Here is a 15180-nt window from a genome sequence, read left to right as displayed (position 1 = left end):
CATCCTGCTGCTAGGATTCGCCCGCAAACGCGGATCTACCTGATCCGGTTTACGCCAGGAGAAAGCGATGGCAGCTTCACAACCACTCAACAGACAAACCGCCTATTGGGGCGTGCCGTGGGAGAGTTCCTATGGGTATCCGCAGGCTCGGCGGGTAGGGAACGAGATCTACGTATCGGGCCAGTTCAATCATGACGAAGAAGGCAACCTGGTCGCGCCGGCACCGCTGGATCGTGACGGCAGGCCCTGTGATTTCTCTTCGATGGGGGATCAGATGCGCGCCGCCTACGACAATATCGCCAAGCTGCTCGCGCTGTATGGAGCGACGCTTGAAGATGTCGTGGAAGAGACGCTTTACGTACTGGACATGGACGCGGCCTTTGCCGTGGTCGGCAAGGTACGCAAGGCCGCCTACGGCACGGAGCGGCCTCAATGCGCCAGCAACATCATCGGCGTTTCGAGGCTTGCCCAGCGCCCACAACTGATCGAAATCGCCTGCAAAGCGGTACTTGGCCCACGCGCTGAGTGACCCGCACTCCCGGTTTCGCTCTACGTGACCGGGAGTACCAGTTGGCCCTCGATCAACGGCTTCTGATTGGCAACGGCAGCGGCACAGAATGTCATGAAGGCTTTGACCCGCCACGATTTGCGGATGTCCTGGTGCGTCAGCAGCCACAGCTCATCCTGCAGCTCCGGCACCACCGGGCCGACTCGTTCAAGCCCTGGTGTGATATCACCCAGCATGCAGGGCAGAAAACCCACCCCCAGGCCTGCCGCGATTGCAGCACTTGCCGCCGCAACCGAATCGGTGCGGTACGAGATGCACTCGGCAGCGACCCTGTTTTCGACATAGCTCGTTGCCTTGAGCCCGCGTAGCGCCGCGGAATAGGAAACCCATGCCTGGCCTTCTGTGAACAGAGGAGCAGGCGATGTGTGGTTGCTGCTGCCGTAGGGCGCCCAGGCGATTGTGGCCAGTTTGCGACCCACCAGGCTTTCGGCGGGTTTCCTGGTGGCTCGAACCGCAATATCCGATTCGTCTCGCGCAAGGCTCAGTGATTCGTTGCCCACCAGCACCTCGATCGTGATGCCTTCATTGAGGGCCTTGAAGTCCGCGATGATGGGGGTGAGGAAGTAAAGCAGCAGTGAGTCGCTGGTGGTGATACGAAGCTTTCCGAGTGGCCCTTGGCCGGCACGTGAGACACGCCTCGTCACGCTGACAATGTCCAGCTCCACGCGTTCGGCGAGAGCACGCAACTCCGCGCCCTCGATGGTGAGCAGATAGCCTGATTTGCGGTGGTCGAACAAGGCTACGCCCAGTGTTTTTTCAACCTGGGAGACCCTGCGGGAGACGGTGGACACGTTGATGCCGAGCTTCTTGGCCGTGGCAGCGCGATTGCCACACTCACTGAGCGTTTTGATGATCCGCAGGTCGTCCCATGAGAGCTGGTTGGCAGCCTCGCCCACGTTCCATTTCGCGTCCTTGGGGGCGGCAGGGGTAATTGGGACATTTTCAGGTAACGACTTCACGAAATCCGTTCCAGATCAGATTGCGACGATCATACGAGAAGGGGCTGCGTGAACCAAGTATCAGCATGAAGGCGAAGGAGGGGGCTTCGGTCGTCCCTTCAGGCGCACTCGACACTTGTCGGCGTTATCCTGAATAGTGAGTCCAGGAGCCTTTGGGGAGCTACCCATGCGTAAGTTGACGCTGTTGTTCGCGATCGCTGCATTTGCGGGTTGCCAGGCGCCGATGCCCACTGCCAACCCACAGTTGGCTTGGGTCGACCTCTCGACGCCATTTCCGAATGACCGTGTGCTGTTGGCCGAACGCCTGGATAAACAACGCCTGCGCGACGGGCGCTTCTTTGAGGTCAGCCCCGGCAGCCATGAATTGGTCGTCAGGTTCGACTACGAGGTCAATGGTGGCGGTGGCATCAGCCTGATGGGAGGAACCACGGTAAGGCAATGCTACCTGACCCTAGACTACGAGCATTTCAAGGCTGGGCAGCGCTACGTGCTCGAGGCCCGCTCCATGGCCATGACGCCAGAGGCGAGGCTTTATGATGCCAAGGGAGAGATTGTGGCAGAGGTTACGGAATTCTATTGCCTGATGTGATGGTGAATCGTTCGTTGTTCATTGATTACAACTAGCCTCGGAAAATAAGAATTTTGTTCTGTGGGTGAGCGGCGAAGGCTGTGATAATGGGGGGAATTACAAAGGCCATGCCATGCTGACCATCTCTAATAACGTGCATCTGCCAGATGCCGATATCGAACTGACCTACATCCGCGCGCAAGGCGCAGGTGGTCAGAATGTCAACAAAGTGTCCAGCGCCGTGCACCTGCGCTTCGACATTCCCGCCTCGTCGCTGCCCGAGTTCTACAAGGAGCGGCTGTTGGCGCTGCGTGACAGCCGCATCACCGGCGACGGTGTGTTGATCATCAAGGCACAACAATACCGCACACAGGAGCAGAACCGTGCTGACGCACTGGCGCGTCTTGCCGAGTTGATCATCACTGCTGGCAAGACCGAGAAGAAACGCCGCCCCACCAAGCCGACCCTCGGCTCGAAGACCCGTCGCCTCGAAGGAAAAGCCAGGCGCAGCACTGTCAAGGCGGGCCGGGGCAAGGTGGAGTTCTAGGAAACCAGAGGCGATTCACTGTCACACGGACATGGAACTTTCCGAAGCAGAACTGGCCGCCGCATGATTTGTCTTTCCCATGCTAAAGCATCTTTTCAAGCCCTATTGAGCTGCTGAGCCAGGAATTGAAGCGCCGCCACCAGCCCCCCGGTTCAGTGGTCAACGTGCGTTGTTGGCCATGTCTTCGGTAACCCAGACCAAGTGATCATCTTGCAGCCGGGCCTGATAACTTAGAGCAGGTGCCATGCCCTCCAGCGCCAGTTCGCGCACCCGTCCGGCGAGCTGCGGATCATCAACCAAGACACCGACCTCGGTATTCCACAGCAAAGAGCGCGAATCGAAATTGAACGAACCGACAAACGCTTTTTGCTGGTCGAAAATCATCGCCTTGGTATGCAGGCTGGAGTCGGAGCTGCTAGAAGGGCCGCTGGAGGAGCCCTTGCGAGAGAAGCGCGGCCTGGTATCGCTTTCGCTTCGATCACCGGCTTGACGACGTAATTCGAACAGCTGCACACCATGCTCAAGCAAGGTCTTGCGATAGGGTGCGTAAGCACCGTGCGAAGCCGGTACGTCGGTGGCCTCCAGCGAGTTGGTCAACAAGCTGATCGACACGCCGGCGTCGGCTCGACGGGTCAGGTAAACCACCCCCGGTTGTCCAGGCACCATGTATGCCGATACCAAGATTAACTCCTTGCTGACTCCGTTGAGCTCGGGTGCCAATTGGGTGGCCAACAGCAAGTGCGGAGCGGGTTCACCACTCGCCAATACCTTGCTCGGTGCATCCCACATCGCTTTGTTCCAGGCTAGATCAACTCCTTGCGCCAGTTATTCAGGCGTGGCTGGGTGGTATAGCTCATCAATTGCTGATAGAGCGCGTGCTTCTGGGTGCGCGTTGCCTCCAAGGAGGCATCCAGCCGAGTCCGAAGATCTTTCAGGTCTTTGCTAGACGGCTTGAACGATATGAACTGCTCGATGGGCTTGCTGAGGACACTGTTCCAGTACTCATCAAAACTATATTCCAACTGTGCTGCGACCGGGCCGACACTGAGCATGTCAATGTCAGTGAAATTTCTGTTGGGCTCGGCATCGAAATACTCGTCACCCAGATTGCGCCCTCCAACGATGGCCACGCAATTGTCTACCAACCACAATTTGTTGTGCATACGCCGGTGTTGCTGAGAAAGGTTGAATAGCCGACCCATTGTGCGTGTCACGACGGTACTGCGGCCAAGATGGAGAGGATTGAACACGCGGATCTGTATATGCGGATGCATCGTCAGTGTCGCGATGGTTTGCTCCAGGTCATCGCTGGTGGTGTCATCGAGCAAGATCCTGACGCGCACGCCACGGTCGGCAGCGACGAGGAGCTCGCTCAGCAGTATTCGAGTACTTATACCGTCGTGGACGATGTAGTACTGCAGGTCAATGCTGCTTTGAGCGTTGCGAATCAGTTCCGCGCGGGCGGCGAAAGCCTCGGCACTCTCCGGGAATAGGCGAAAGCCCGATTGTCCTTGATGGGGGGCAACCTGGGCCTGGATAGATCGGCCGAATGCCGAATCGTTCGCAGGCAAGGCGTGACTGGGTTCGTGAGGTATGTTGATTGTTGTACAACCCCCCAGGAGAAGCGTGAGATACAGAAAGGCGATGTGCAGCTTTTGGATTCTCACGGAGCGCACCCCGACGATGGTGATGAGGGTCTCGGATCCCGAAGAATGGCCATTCCCTTACCACCAGCATCCGGCCTTAACGACCGTCTGCAATGCGTCTTCGATCTACGGTGTTGTTTAGGAAGCGTAGTTCATCCTCTGATGACAGCGACTCGGCCTTAGCTGCGCCGAAGGCAAGATGGAAGCTCCTGACCTGAATGCAATGTTTGAGGTTGGCCATGAGGTGGCAACCTGTTAAGCCCCCACTATCGTGTTATCCATAGCAAGCGGAGGGCGCCGGCCCATGGAGAGCCAGAGGCGTGAGGATAAAAGCCCGATAGGGCCGTAACCTCGCTATGCCAGGTTGCGGTTCACGACAGCCGTCCCTGAAGGGGCACGCCCAATGGCGGAGCTATATACCTCTGAATTTGCTATTGGCTGGAACGGCTGTTGGTATTCGCCGGAGTCGATGTAGCGGGGCGGTGCAGATGCGCGCCAGTTGGATCGGTGATTTGAATGACGGTACCGTGCTGCCAGCCATCAGCCTGGGGATCAGCTTCAGGAATACGAATGTCAGCCCGCTCGGCTTTGGTTTTCGCAGCATCCACACCCAGGCGCCGATTGCGCTGTTCGACCATCGCCGGATCAGCCTGCCCATCTGCGGTAAAGCCCATCATCAACTGCGGCACACCCACCGGCAGCGCTTTGTCCTGATCGGTGTGCCAGGTGTGCCAAGTCTTCCCATAAGTACGCGCCAGGCGCTCCATCAGAGCATGCTCAGCAGGTACAGGAATGCCTGGGGCGACCAGTTGCCCAGAGGAGACCTCGTAACCATGGCTGTGCCACATCGCCTTCTCCTTGGGTGGTAATCCGGCAAAAAGCTTCTCGTCGATGATGTACTCGACGCCCATAATCTTAGCGTCCTTCGTATTGCCGTCGAAGATCACGCACTGGATGACATCCTCATTGAGGATCGAGCAGTAATGGTGAGCTTCCATCTGCACGTCCGGATGCCCGTTGTAGAAGTGAAAGCCATCCAGGTAGGCGTTGATGGCCTCAATGGGCGGCTTGGACTGCAGCGTCGCGGCGCCGGCTTCCAGCAGCTGGGTTTTACCAGACTCGGGCCTGCCAGGTGTTTCCACAGGAGACTTCGTTTCGGGAGCGGAGCAGGCCCACAGCAGAGTGCAGGCGAGGGGAAGGCTTATCGATTGGAATAGCTGTCGCATGAGAAAGGCTCTGGCTGGTGTCTTTAGAGGACAACCATGGCCGATGAAGCGGACAGACCAACGGACGAATGGCCCGAGTCAATGGGGAATTGCGGGCAAAAGAAAGCCCGCTGCTAGGCGGGCAAGGGAGCTTCTATCACACGTAGGGATAGCTAACGTTCCCACATCGCATGTGAAAAGGACGTGAATAGTATCGGGGGAGGGCTATCGCAAGTCGCTTGGATGAACCCAGTCTGTGTCAGCCGAATCCAGGCTTTGCGGGTTGCTCGGCGAGTCTTGTTCAATCTGGCCAACCTTAACTCCCGTCGCAGGCGCACTTCGTCCGCACTCTCTATGCAGCCGGGCTTTTTCAGAATACTGTATGTACATACAGTACTGGGGATGCCATCATGACAGGCACTAATCTTCCGGTAATGTCGACCCAGGAGTGGCAGCAGCTGCTCAACGACACCGAGGCACTACTCCTCGCGCCGAAGAAACATCACAGAGAGCTTTTGCATCACGCATATGTTCAGCGATCCCTAACGTGACTTACCAGTTCGTGAGGTGCCTTCAGTACACTATCGCGTACAACTAAATGATGAGCCATTCAAGCCCGAGACCTGAAGATGTCCACCCCAAACCAAAGGTATCGCAATGCACAGTACCCCTGAAGGGAATGAGATCATCATTGGCGCCGACTTGGGCGGTACTAAGCTACTGCTATTATGCGGAGCCTTTTCACGACGATTTGAAACTGGGCCCAGCTATACACCCGAAGACTTTTCCGCCCAGCTCCGCGCCTTCATAGATGATCTGAATCTACGCCCGACTCGTATTGGTATCGCGGTACCTGGTCTGGTCGCTTCCGACGGCGAGATCGTTAGCTGCGATGTCCTACCCAGCCTGACAGGCTGGCGTCCAGAAACCTCGCTCAAAGCACTTGTGTGCCAGGTGACAGTCATCAATGATGTAGAGGCGGCCCTGTTGGAAGAAATGCAGGATGCTAGCGATGATTTTACAGGTGGCGTGATCATGGCTGGCACTGCCATCGGCGCCGCATTCATGACGCACGGACGGAGGTTACGTGGTGTTAATGGCTGGGCTGGCGAGCTTGGGTACCTCCCGCTGCACATTGATGGATCAGTTAAGCGGCTGGATGAAATAGCCGGTGGCGGCGCTATGGCCACCCTGCTTGGCATCAGTGGCGAGGCGCTCGCACGTTTGGCAAATGATGATGACCCTATCGCCATGGCAACAGTAAGGGCCGGGGGTGATGCATTGGGTCTTGGGATGGCCAGTATCATAAATTTGCTCAACCCCTCGCGCCTGGCAGTGGGTGGTGGGAGTTTGAAACTGAAAGGCTACTGGGAGGCTGCTTTGCTGACAGCCGAGACTCATGCCATTCCATCACTATGGAACGCGTGCATTGTCGAACGAGTGAAGTCGGAAGATTTCGTAGCGGTGCTAGGAGCTATCAGAGCAGCTCAGCGGCAAGACGCTTAGCCGAACCTACGTGAGCTCCCTTGAGCGCGGACTCAAGTCGCCGACGATTCAAAGAATTGAAGAGTTGGTCGGCCGCATGGGTATCCACCCACTCAGTCTCATTAGACTGCAGGCAGGGAGCCTGGATGGAGGAGGGCGTAGTTAAATAATGCGGTATTGTCTCTCGGGTATAGCGAGCGAGGCGCGAGGATGGGCCTAGCCACGAGCAGCGCTAGCCATGCGAGGCCCCATCTATCTCCTCCTGTGCGGCTTGAACAACCGCGTCGGGGTCGTAGGATATGATGTCCTTCGGCAGCTTACCCCCCAAATACGAATTGGATGATTCGAACCACAAAGCCATGGCCCAGTCATTCATCCTGGTGGCCAGCACAGCGATGACGCGCTGCATTCCCTGGGCCGCAATGGCCAAGGTGCGTGCTTCGAGGGCGAAACGTGGAAAGTACTCCACACCCTCGTAGTTGATAGAGAAGATCGCGTGTCTAAATATCGGTCAGGAGTGCCGTCGCCGAGCTGCTCAGCCAACGCCGGCAACACGGCATTTAGATCTGGCCAGGTAAGCCGGTCTCCGCAATCGGTTACGAACGGTCCCGGCGAATTTCGAGGGTAAAGGCTACGGGTTTGATTACTCAGTATCTTTTTTTGCGTCGACGCTTCTCATTTTCTTAGACCAGTCACAGGGGGCGTGATAGACGAAATATGAACGGGCGCTTCCAAATACGCCATTTAACATAATACACATTATGCGCTAGTCTATATTTGGTCACCGGCCCACGAGTGAGGCACTTTGGGACCAGGGAAAGCTCCCTGGTCTAGATAATCTGTCCTGATCCATCGCTCGCTTACCATCACTAGCGCCGACCTGGTGCCAGATGCGTTAGCCTTGCCTTTTGGACTGTTGGCTACCCTGAGTGCTTGAACGAAACCTGGTACGATCACCCTCGACTTTGTTTATCAGGACAAACCCAGCGCATGCATGACCACACTGACGACTAGCGCCTGTCAGCCAGCGCCATTGAGGTTGTCACGCTTCCCATCACCGGCAACCCAACTTCCGGTCGATCGGTTAACGCGGTCAATTGTAGGAGCGGCCTTGTGTCGCGATGGGCTGCAAGGCAGCCCCAACAATTCATGCGTCTGCTTTGAAACCTTGGGGCTGCTGCGCAGCCCATCGCGACGCAAGGCCGCTCCTACAAGGGCCCGCAGGATTGAGAGGACAGTTGTTTACATCTCGCGCAGACCGCAAGCCACGCACCATCCCTGTGGGTGCTGGCCTGAAAGCGATGTGATCAGTACAAGCGACAAAAGATACATGAGGACCGCGCGATACCTGAGGGCCAGGCATACCCCCCCCATTTGCCATGCTGCATATGCAAATAAGGTATAACTACACTAAATACTCATTTAGCGTAGTTATATATAACCCGCCTCTGCACTCAATCTTCAAACAAGCCCGCCAAAACGCCTGTAAAAGCCTTCATTCACATCCGGCAACGGCCCATCAGCCGTTTCCAGCGCTGCATTCAGCCATTCTTCCGCTTTGGCAAACACCAGCCGATAAAGGTTACGGCACAACTGTCGCGCGGCCCTTCCCTCCCAATCCCCAGGCAACAGCTCGTCCGGCAGTTGCGGGTCACGCAGCAGCAGCCGGCGGTATTCGTGAATCAGCAGCGTTCGTGCAAGGAAGCAATCCTGCGCATCGAGCTCTTGCTGCTCTTTCAAACCTTGCCAAAGTGGCCTGAACAGCTGGATGAACTCGCTGTACTGCTGCCCCAGTTCGTCGATACGCCAGCTTTCCCGAACCTGGGCGCGCATGGCCTTGGATGCCAGCACTTCCTGGGTGTGGGTTTCGAAGACGATGCTGTCGTCGCTCGCCTCCAGGTCACGCAAGGTGGTGGCCAGGTCGGCGCGGTCTGCCCGTGGGCAGCCCAGCAGGTTCGGCGCCATGGCCCCGAAGCCCTGCCATTCCAACTCTTCACGCAAAGCCTTGCGTTTGCCGGCCTCCAGTTGCGAGAGCAACACCAGCGTCCAGGCACCGTCCCAGGCTGGCTGGCTCGGGCTGTAGACCCGCTTGAAGGCTTTCTCGAACCGCCGGCGGCCCGTACCTGTCAGGCTGTAGTAACTGCGGCGGCCGACCTTTTCGGCGGTGAGCCAGCCTTCCTTGGTAAGGCGGAAGATCGATGTGCGGATCAGGCGCTCGTTGATGCCGATCGGCTCCAGCAGGTTGATCAGGCTGCCCAACCAAACGGTTCCGCCGTGGGGTTCGATGGCGTCGCCGTATAAAGTGATGATCAGGGAACTGGCGCGGATTGGCGTCTGTTCCTGGAAGCGGGTGATCAAGTTGTTCAGTGGGGCGAGATTGCTCATGGGCGAACTATGCGCGGTTAAAGCACCGACTATACCTGCGCGGCGTGCCGCGTGGCCATTGCGCGACGCTGCCAGGCTCATGCCGATGCCTGGCCTTTGGGCCTGACGCCGGTGTCTTCCATGCGTGGGCGCTCGGGCTCGACCTCGGTCAGCGGCGGGCATTCGACCATGCTGTTCATGCAGCGTTGCGCCAGGTGTTGGTACTCCGCCGTGCCGCGTTGCTTCCAGGCCAGTTCCTGTTCGGTCAACGGGCGTTTGACCTGAGCTGGCGAGCCCATCACCAGGCTTTGCGCCGCACATTCGAAGCCCGCCTTGACGAATGCCGTGGCCGCGACAATGCAACGCGGTGCCACATGGGCACCATCCATCACCACTGCGTTCATGCCGATCAAGGCGTCTTCGCCCACGCGGCAGCCGTGCAGCACGGCACCGTGCCCGACATGCCCGTTGCGTTCGACCACCGTATCGCCACCCGGGAAACCGTGCATCACGCAGGTGTCCTGCAGGTTGGCGCCCTCCTCCAGCACGATACGACCGAAATCCCCCCTCATTGATGCCAGGGGGCCGACGTAGCAACGAGGGCCGACGATGACATCACCGATCAGCACGGCGCTGGGGTGCACGTAGGCTGTCGGATGAACCACGGGCGTCAGGCCGTCCAGTCGATAGCAAGGCATGGCAAAGCTCCTGAAATGATTTCAAATGCGCCTTGATCTTGTATCACAATCTTGTGGTGCGTCAATCAGCATGGTCGTGTATCGCTTTTGCTGGAGTCATCGCGCTCCCATAAATTCAGCATTATGCGTTGAATACAGGTTGATGAAGCGATTCAACATCATGAAACCCTTTGCTGAGGCAGTTGTCACTCACACAGAAAGAGATACATGAAACAATTTTGAATGTTGCATTGTTGTATCGCGCAATGCATATACTGGCTCCACCTGGACGTGATCCCGCATCACGCCCCTGCAAACAATTCCAAGAAATGCCGGCCCCACGATGTGCCGTGCGTGCAGCCAGAGGAACCCGACATGCCGCGATATCTCGATGTGCAGGCGCCCGACCACGGTGTGCTGCTCATTACCCTGCAACGGCCCGAGGCACTCAACGCCCTGTGCACCGAGCTACTGGCAGAGCTGGCCGCCGCGCTGGAAGCGGCCGGGCAAGACGAGCAGACCCGCGCGGTGGTCATCACCGGCAGCCGCAAGGCATTCGCCGCAGGCGCTGATATCCGCGAAATGGCCGAGCGCGATCTGGTCGGCATCCTCAACGACCCCCGGGTGGCCCACTGGCAAAGCATCGCCGCCTTCCCCAAGCCACTGATCGCCGCCGTCAACGGCTATGCCCTTGGGGGCGGCTGCGAACTGATGATGTGCGCCGACATCGTCATCGCCGGCAGTGACGCCCGTTTCGGCCAGCCAGAAATCAACCTCGGCATCATCCCCGGCGCCGGTGGCACTCAGCGCCTGCTGCGGGCTGTAGGCAAGCCGCTGGCCATGCAAATGGTGCTGACCGGCGAAGCCATCACCGCCCGTCATGCCTTGCAGGCCGGGCTGGTCAGCGAAATCACCCAGCCGGAACTCACCGTCGAACGCGCCCTGCACGTCGCCCGCAGCATCGCCGCCAAGGCCTCGCTGGCGGTGCGCCTGGCCAAGGAAGCGCTGCTCAAGGCCGGCGATACCGACCTGGCCAGCGGCCTGCGTTTCGAACGCCATGCCTTCACCCTGCTGGCCGGCACCGCCGACCGCGACGAAGGCATCCGTGCCTTCCAGGAAAAACGCCAGGCTCGCTTCCAGGGCCGCTGATCACCTTTCCCTCGACTGACGGAGCGAGTCTGTCATGACTTTCCAGCACATCCTGTTTTCCATCGAGGAAGGCGTCGCCCTCCTCTCGTTGAATCGCCCCGAGCAGCTGAACAGCTTCAATACCGCCATGCACCTGGAAGTGCGCGAGGCACTCAAGCAAGTACGCCAGAGCAGCGAAGCACGGGTGTTGTTGCTGACTGCCGAAGGCCGTGGATTCTGCGCCGGCCAGGACCTGTCCGACCGCAACGTCGCCCCGGGCGCCGAGATGCCGGACCTGGGCGAATCGATCGACAAGTTCTACAACCCGCTGGTGCGCACCCTGCGCGACCTGCCGCTGCCGGTAGTCTGCGCGGTGAACGGTGTGGCTGCCGGTGCCGGTGCCAACATTCCGCTGGCTTGCGACCTGGTGCTGGCGGCCCGCTCGGCCAGCTTCATCCAGGCCTTCTGCAAGATTGGCCTGGTACCCGACTCCGGCGGTACCTGGCTGCTGCCGCGCCTGGTCGGCATGGCGCGGGCCAAGGCCCTGGCGATGCTGGGCGAGCGCCTGGGCGCCGAACAGGCCCAGCAATGGGGGCTGATCCACCGCGTGGTGGACGATGCCGCGCTGCGCGACGAAGCCCTCACCCTCGCCCGACAGCTCGCCACCCAGCCCACTTACGGGCTGGCCCTGATCAAGCGCAGCCTCAACGCCAGTTTCGACAACGGTTTCGATGAACAGCTGGAACTGGAGCGCGACCTGCAGCGCCTGGCCGGGCGCAGCGAGGACTATCGCGAAGGCGTGAGTGCGTTCATGAACAAGCGCACGCCGGCATTCAAGGGGCGTTGATCATGAGCGCACTCGCAAGCAACGCTCAGGTGGCGGTGATCGGTGCGGGCGCCATGGGCGCAGGCATCGCTCAGGTTGCGGCTCAGGCCGGCCACCCGGTAAAGCTCTACGACAACCGCCCTGGCGCTGCAGCCCAGGCGGTGGCCGGCATAGAGCGGCAACTTGCCCGCCTGGTGGAAAAAGGCAAGTTGCCGGCTGCCGAACGGGAAGCCATCAGCGCCCGGCTGTGCCCGGTGGACCACCTCGAAGCCCTGGCCGATGCTCGCCTGGTGATCGAGGCCATCGTCGAGAACCTGCAGGTCAAGCAAGCGCTGTTCAACCAGCTGGAAGCCTTGTGCGCCACCGACTGCATCCTCGCCAGCAACACCTCGTCGCTGTCCATCACCAGCCTCGCCGCCGGGCTGCAGCGCCCGCAACAGGTGGTTGGCATGCATTTCTTCAACCCGGCACCGCTGATGGCCCTGGTCGAAGTGGTCTCGGGCCTGGCCTCCGCCCCGGCCGTTGCCACGTGCATTCATGCCACCGCCCAGGCCTGGGGCAAGCAGCCGGTGCACACACGCTCCACGCCGGGCTTCATCGTCAACCGTGTGGCGCGGCCGTTCTACGCCGAGAGCCTGCGCCTGCTGCAGGAAGGCGCAGCCGATTGCGCCAGCCTCGATGCGCTGCTGCGTGATGCCGGTGGTTTCCGCATGGGCGCGTTCGAACTCACCGACCTGATTGGCCACGATGTCAATTACGCCGTCACCTGTTCGGTCTTCGATGCATTTTACGGCGACTTCCGCTTCCAGCCTTCGCTGGTGCAGAAGGAACTGGTGGACGCGGGCCGCCTCGGGCGCAAGACCGGCCAAGGCTTCTATAGCTATGCCGAAGGCGCCGAACGCCCGCAGCCAGCCGAACTGCACAGCCCCGCCATCGTCGACGCCTGCGTCGTCGAAGGCGACCTGGGGGTGATGCAGCCGCTGATCGAGCGCCTGCGCCAAAGCGGCATCGCCGTGACCCAGCGCGCCGGCGGCGGTTTGCTCCACGTGGGCGATGCCACCCTGGCGCTGTCTGATGGCCGCCTGGCCAGCCAGCGGGCCCGGGACGACGGCCTGCGCAACCTGGTGCTGCTGGACCTCGCGCTGGACTACACCACCGCCACCCGCCTCGCCATCAGCTGGTCGGCCGACACCAGCGACAACGCTCGGGATCACGCGGTGGCCTTGCTGCGGCGTGCCGGCCTGAAGGTAACGGCGGTCGCCGACCTGCCCGGCCTGGTGGTGCTGCGTACCGTGGCGATGCTCGCCAACGAGGCCGCCGATGCTGTGCTGCAAGGTGTCGGCAGCGCCGCTGACATCGACCTGGCCATGCGTGCCGGCGTCAACTACCCCTGCGGCCCGCTGGCCTGGGCCGCGAACATCGGCATCCCCCACACCCTGCGCGTGCTCGACAACCTGCAGCGCAGCTACGGCGAGAGCCGCTACCGCCCTTCCCTGCTGTTACGCCGCTGCGAAGCCAAAGGAGGCACCCTGCATGACTGAAGTCGAACTGGCACAAGCCTGTGCCGAGGCCATGTACGCCCGCGACCAGGCCACCCAGGGCCTGGGCATCCGCCTGCTGGAAGCCGGCCCGGGCCAGGCGTGCCTGCGCATGCTGGTACGCGCCGACATGATCCAGGGTCATGGCACCTGCCATGGCGGTTTCCTGTTCGCCCTGGCCGACTCGGCATTTGCCTTCGCCTGCAACAGTTACGACCAGGCCACTGTCGCCCTGGGCTGCAGCATTGACTACCTGGCTCCGGCGCTGCGCGATGATGTACTTACCGCCCGCGCCAGCGAGGTCAGCCGCAAGGGCCGTACCGGCCTTTACGATGTCCGCATCGAGAACCAGCGCTGTGAGCTGGTGGCGATGTTCCATGGCAAGTCCTACAAAGTGCGCGGCACCGTGCTGGCGCAGGAGACGCAAGATGACTGAACACACCCTGGCCGATGCCTTAATCATCGACGCCGTGCGCACCCCCATCGGCCGTTATGCCGGGGCCTTGAGCGGCGTGCGCGCCGATGACCTGGCCGCCATCCCGCTCAAGGCCCTGATCCAGCGCCACCCCGAGCTGGACTGGAAAGCCATCGACGACGTCATCCTCGGCTGCGCCAACCAGGCTGGCGAGGACAACCGCAACATCGCGCACATGGCCAGCCTGCTGGCCGGGCTGCCGATCGAAGTGCCCGGCACCACCATCAACCGCCTGTGTGGCTCCGGCCTGGACGCCATTGGCAATGCAGCCCGCGCCCTGCGCTGCGGCGAAGCCGGGCTGATGCTGGCCGGCGGCGTGGAGTCGATGTCACGCGCACCGTTCGTCATGGGCAAGTCGGAGCAGGCGTTCGGCCGTGCGGCCGAGCTGTTCGACACCACCATCGGCTGGCGCTTCGTCAACCCGCTGATGAAGGCAGCCTTCGGTACCGATTCGATGCCGGAAACGGCCGAGAACGTTGCCGAGCGGTTCGGTATTTCCCGCGCCGACCAGGACGCCTTTGCCCTGCGCAGCCAGCACAAGGCCGCCGCCGCCCAGGTACGTGGGCGCCTGGCACGGGAAATCGTGCCGGTCGAGATCCCGCAGCGCAAAGGCCCGGCCAAAGTGGTCGAGCACGACGAACATCCCCGCAGCGATACCACCTTGGAGCAACTGGCCAGGCTGGGTACCCCGTTCCGCGACGGCGGCAGCGTCACCGCCGGCAATGCCTCCGGGGTCAACGATGGTGCATGCGCCCTGCTGCTCGCCAGCAGCGCTGCCGCGCGCCGCCATGGCCTGAAGGCCCGCGGCCGCATCGTCGGCATGGCGGTGGCAGGGGTCGAACCACGGCTGATGGGCATCGGCCCGGTGCCGGCTACCCGCAAGGTGCTGGAACTTACCGGGTTGTCGCTGGCCGACATGGACGTCATCGAGCTCAACGAGGCTTTTGCCGCCCAGGGCCTCGCGGTGCTGCGCGAGCTCGGCCTGGCCGACGACGACGAGCGGGTCAACCGCAATGGTGGTGCCATCGCCCTGGGTCACCCGTTGGGCATGAGTGGTGCACGCCTGGTCACCACCGCATTGCACGAGCTGGAAGAAACCGCCGGACGCTACGCCTTGTGCACCATGTGCATCGGCGTTGGCCAGGGCATCGCGATGGTCATCGAACGCCTCTGAGCGGCTCGGACCATCGCCTT

The 15180-nt window shown here is 60.7% G+C and carries 13 protein-coding genes and 2 pseudogenes; 10 read left to right on the top strand and 5 right to left on the bottom strand.

Annotation, left to right across the window (positions count from 1 at the left end):
- The first annotated feature begins 67 nt into the window (after positions 1-67).
- Positions 68-529 carry a Rid family hydrolase gene (locus tag V3314_RS16270; RefSeq protein ID WP_046614140.1) on the top strand — a complete coding sequence of 154 codons (462 nt, stop codon included), beginning with the start codon at positions 68-70 and terminating at the stop codon, positions 527-529.
- Between the two features lie 20 nt (positions 530-549).
- Here V3314_RS16270 and V3314_RS16265 read toward each other — a convergent pair whose 3' ends face one another.
- Positions 550-1527, bottom strand: a complete 978-nt coding sequence (locus V3314_RS16265) for a LysR family transcriptional regulator (RefSeq protein ID WP_338459288.1) — start codon at positions 1525-1527, stop codon at positions 550-552.
- Between the two features lie 166 nt (positions 1528-1693).
- Here V3314_RS16265 and V3314_RS16260 point away from each other — a divergent pair, with 166 nt between their 5' ends.
- Both V3314_RS16260 and arfB read left to right on the top strand, forming a co-directional pair.
- On the top strand, positions 1694-2116 hold the full coding sequence (locus tag V3314_RS16260; RefSeq protein ID WP_338459287.1) for a hypothetical protein: 423 nt from the start codon (positions 1694-1696) through the stop codon (positions 2114-2116).
- Positions 2117-2228: 112 nt separating this feature from the next.
- Positions 2229-2642, top strand: coding sequence for an alternative ribosome rescue aminoacyl-tRNA hydrolase ArfB (arfB, locus tag V3314_RS16255; protein WP_033701529.1), 414 nt, complete (start codon positions 2229-2231; stop codon positions 2640-2642).
- Between the two features lie 82 nt (positions 2643-2724).
- On the opposite strand, the pseudogene V3314_RS16250 reads toward arfB, so the two are convergent.
- Positions 2725-4309 (bottom strand): annotated as a pseudogene (locus V3314_RS16250) (phospholipase D family protein).
- 410 nt (positions 4310-4719) lie between these two features.
- Positions 4720-5514, bottom strand: a complete 795-nt coding sequence (locus V3314_RS16245) for an OBAP family protein (RefSeq protein WP_338459286.1) — start codon at positions 5512-5514, stop codon at positions 4720-4722.
- Between the two features lie 636 nt (positions 5515-6150).
- Here V3314_RS16245 and V3314_RS16240 point away from each other — a divergent pair.
- Both V3314_RS16240 and V3314_RS16235 read left to right on the top strand, forming a co-directional pair.
- The gene (locus V3314_RS16240) at positions 6151-6999 is read left to right on the top strand and encodes an ROK family protein (RefSeq protein ID WP_338459285.1); all 849 of its coding nucleotides are present in this window, start codon (positions 6151-6153) and stop codon (positions 6997-6999) included.
- Positions 6998-7102: pseudogene (locus tag V3314_RS16235) on the top strand (transcriptional regulator); the annotation flags it as partial. The gene V3314_RS16240 and the pseudogene V3314_RS16235, both read left to right, overlap by 2 nt.
- Positions 7103-8439: 1337 nt before the next feature.
- Here V3314_RS16235 and paaX read toward each other — a convergent pair.
- The gene (gene paaX / locus V3314_RS16230) at positions 8440-9363 is read right to left on the bottom strand and encodes a phenylacetic acid degradation operon negative regulatory protein PaaX (protein WP_178081779.1); all 924 of its coding nucleotides are present in this window, start codon (positions 9361-9363) and stop codon (positions 8440-8442) included.
- Between the two features lie 77 nt (positions 9364-9440).
- Positions 9441-10040: a phenylacetic acid degradation protein PaaY gene (gene paaY / locus V3314_RS16225; protein ID WP_046614145.1), complete on the bottom strand. Its 600-nt coding sequence runs from the start codon at positions 10038-10040 to the stop codon at positions 9441-9443.
- Between the two features lie 354 nt (positions 10041-10394).
- On the opposite strand from paaY, the gene paaF reads away from it, so the two are divergent.
- Genes paaF through pcaF form a run of 5 tightly spaced genes read left to right on the top strand, consistent with a single transcriptional unit; the run spans position 10395 to position 15160 of the window.
- Complete coding sequence (gene paaF, locus V3314_RS16220; RefSeq protein WP_046614146.1) at positions 10395-11168, top strand: 2,3-dehydroadipyl-CoA hydratase PaaF; 774 nt, start codon at positions 10395-10397, stop codon at positions 11166-11168.
- Positions 11169-11202: 34 nt separating this feature from the next.
- Complete coding sequence (gene paaG / locus V3314_RS16215) at positions 11203-11994, top strand: 2-(1,2-epoxy-1,2-dihydrophenyl)acetyl-CoA isomerase PaaG (RefSeq protein WP_046614147.1); 792 nt, start codon at positions 11203-11205, stop codon at positions 11992-11994.
- Between the two features lie 2 nt (positions 11995-11996).
- Entirely contained in the window at positions 11997-13514 is a 1518-nt protein-coding gene (gene paaH / locus V3314_RS16210) for a 3-hydroxyacyl-CoA dehydrogenase PaaH (RefSeq protein WP_046614148.1), read from the top strand.
- Complete coding sequence (gene paaI, locus V3314_RS16205; protein WP_046614149.1) at positions 13507-13947, top strand: hydroxyphenylacetyl-CoA thioesterase PaaI; 441 nt, start codon at positions 13507-13509, stop codon at positions 13945-13947. Before paaH ends, paaI begins: the two co-directional genes overlap by 8 nt.
- Entirely contained in the window at positions 13940-15160 is a 1221-nt protein-coding gene (pcaF, locus tag V3314_RS16200; protein WP_046614150.1) for a 3-oxoadipyl-CoA thiolase, read from the top strand. The genes paaI and pcaF overlap by 8 nt, the downstream gene beginning before the upstream one ends.
- Positions 15161-15180: the final 20 nt, after the last annotated feature.

The organism is Pseudomonas sp. TE3-3-F2023, assembly GCF_036784815.1.
GTDB lineage: Bacteria > Pseudomonadota > Gammaproteobacteria > Pseudomonadales > Pseudomonadaceae > Aquipseudomonas > Aquipseudomonas pudica.
This window is presented reverse-complemented; position numbering and strand designations above follow the sequence as displayed.

What these genes read in the sequence shown, in the direction of transcription:
- V3314_RS16270 (WP_046614140.1), top strand. Translation starts at nt 68, where the DNA reads ATGGCAGCTTCACAACCACTCAACAGACAAACCGCCTATTGGGGCGTG.
- V3314_RS16260 (WP_338459287.1), top strand. Translation starts at nt 1,694, where the DNA reads ATGCGTAAGTTGACGCTGTTGTTCGCGATCGCTGCATTTGCGGGTTGC.
- arfB (WP_033701529.1), top strand. Translation starts at nt 2,229, where the DNA reads ATGCTGACCATCTCTAATAACGTGCATCTGCCAGATGCCGATATCGAA.
- V3314_RS16245 (WP_338459286.1), bottom strand. Translation starts at nt 5,514, where the DNA reads ATGCGACAGCTATTCCAATCGATAAGCCTTCCCCTCGCCTGCACTCTG.
- V3314_RS16240 (WP_338459285.1), top strand. Translation starts at nt 6,151, where the DNA reads ATGCACAGTACCCCTGAAGGGAATGAGATCATCATTGGCGCCGACTTG.
- paaX (WP_178081779.1), bottom strand. Translation starts at nt 9,363, where the DNA reads ATGAGCAATCTCGCCCCACTGAACAACTTGATCACCCGCTTCCAGGAA.
- paaY (WP_046614145.1), bottom strand. Translation starts at nt 10,040, where the DNA reads ATGCCTTGCTATCGACTGGACGGCCTGACGCCCGTGGTTCATCCGACA.
- paaF (WP_046614146.1), top strand. Translation starts at nt 10,395, where the DNA reads ATGCCGCGATATCTCGATGTGCAGGCGCCCGACCACGGTGTGCTGCTC.
- paaG (WP_046614147.1), top strand. Translation starts at nt 11,203, where the DNA reads ATGACTTTCCAGCACATCCTGTTTTCCATCGAGGAAGGCGTCGCCCTC.
- paaH (WP_046614148.1), top strand. Translation starts at nt 11,997, where the DNA reads ATGAGCGCACTCGCAAGCAACGCTCAGGTGGCGGTGATCGGTGCGGGC.
- paaI (WP_046614149.1), top strand. Translation starts at nt 13,507, where the DNA reads ATGACTGAAGTCGAACTGGCACAAGCCTGTGCCGAGGCCATGTACGCC.
- pcaF (WP_046614150.1), top strand. Translation starts at nt 13,940, where the DNA reads ATGACTGAACACACCCTGGCCGATGCCTTAATCATCGACGCCGTGCGC.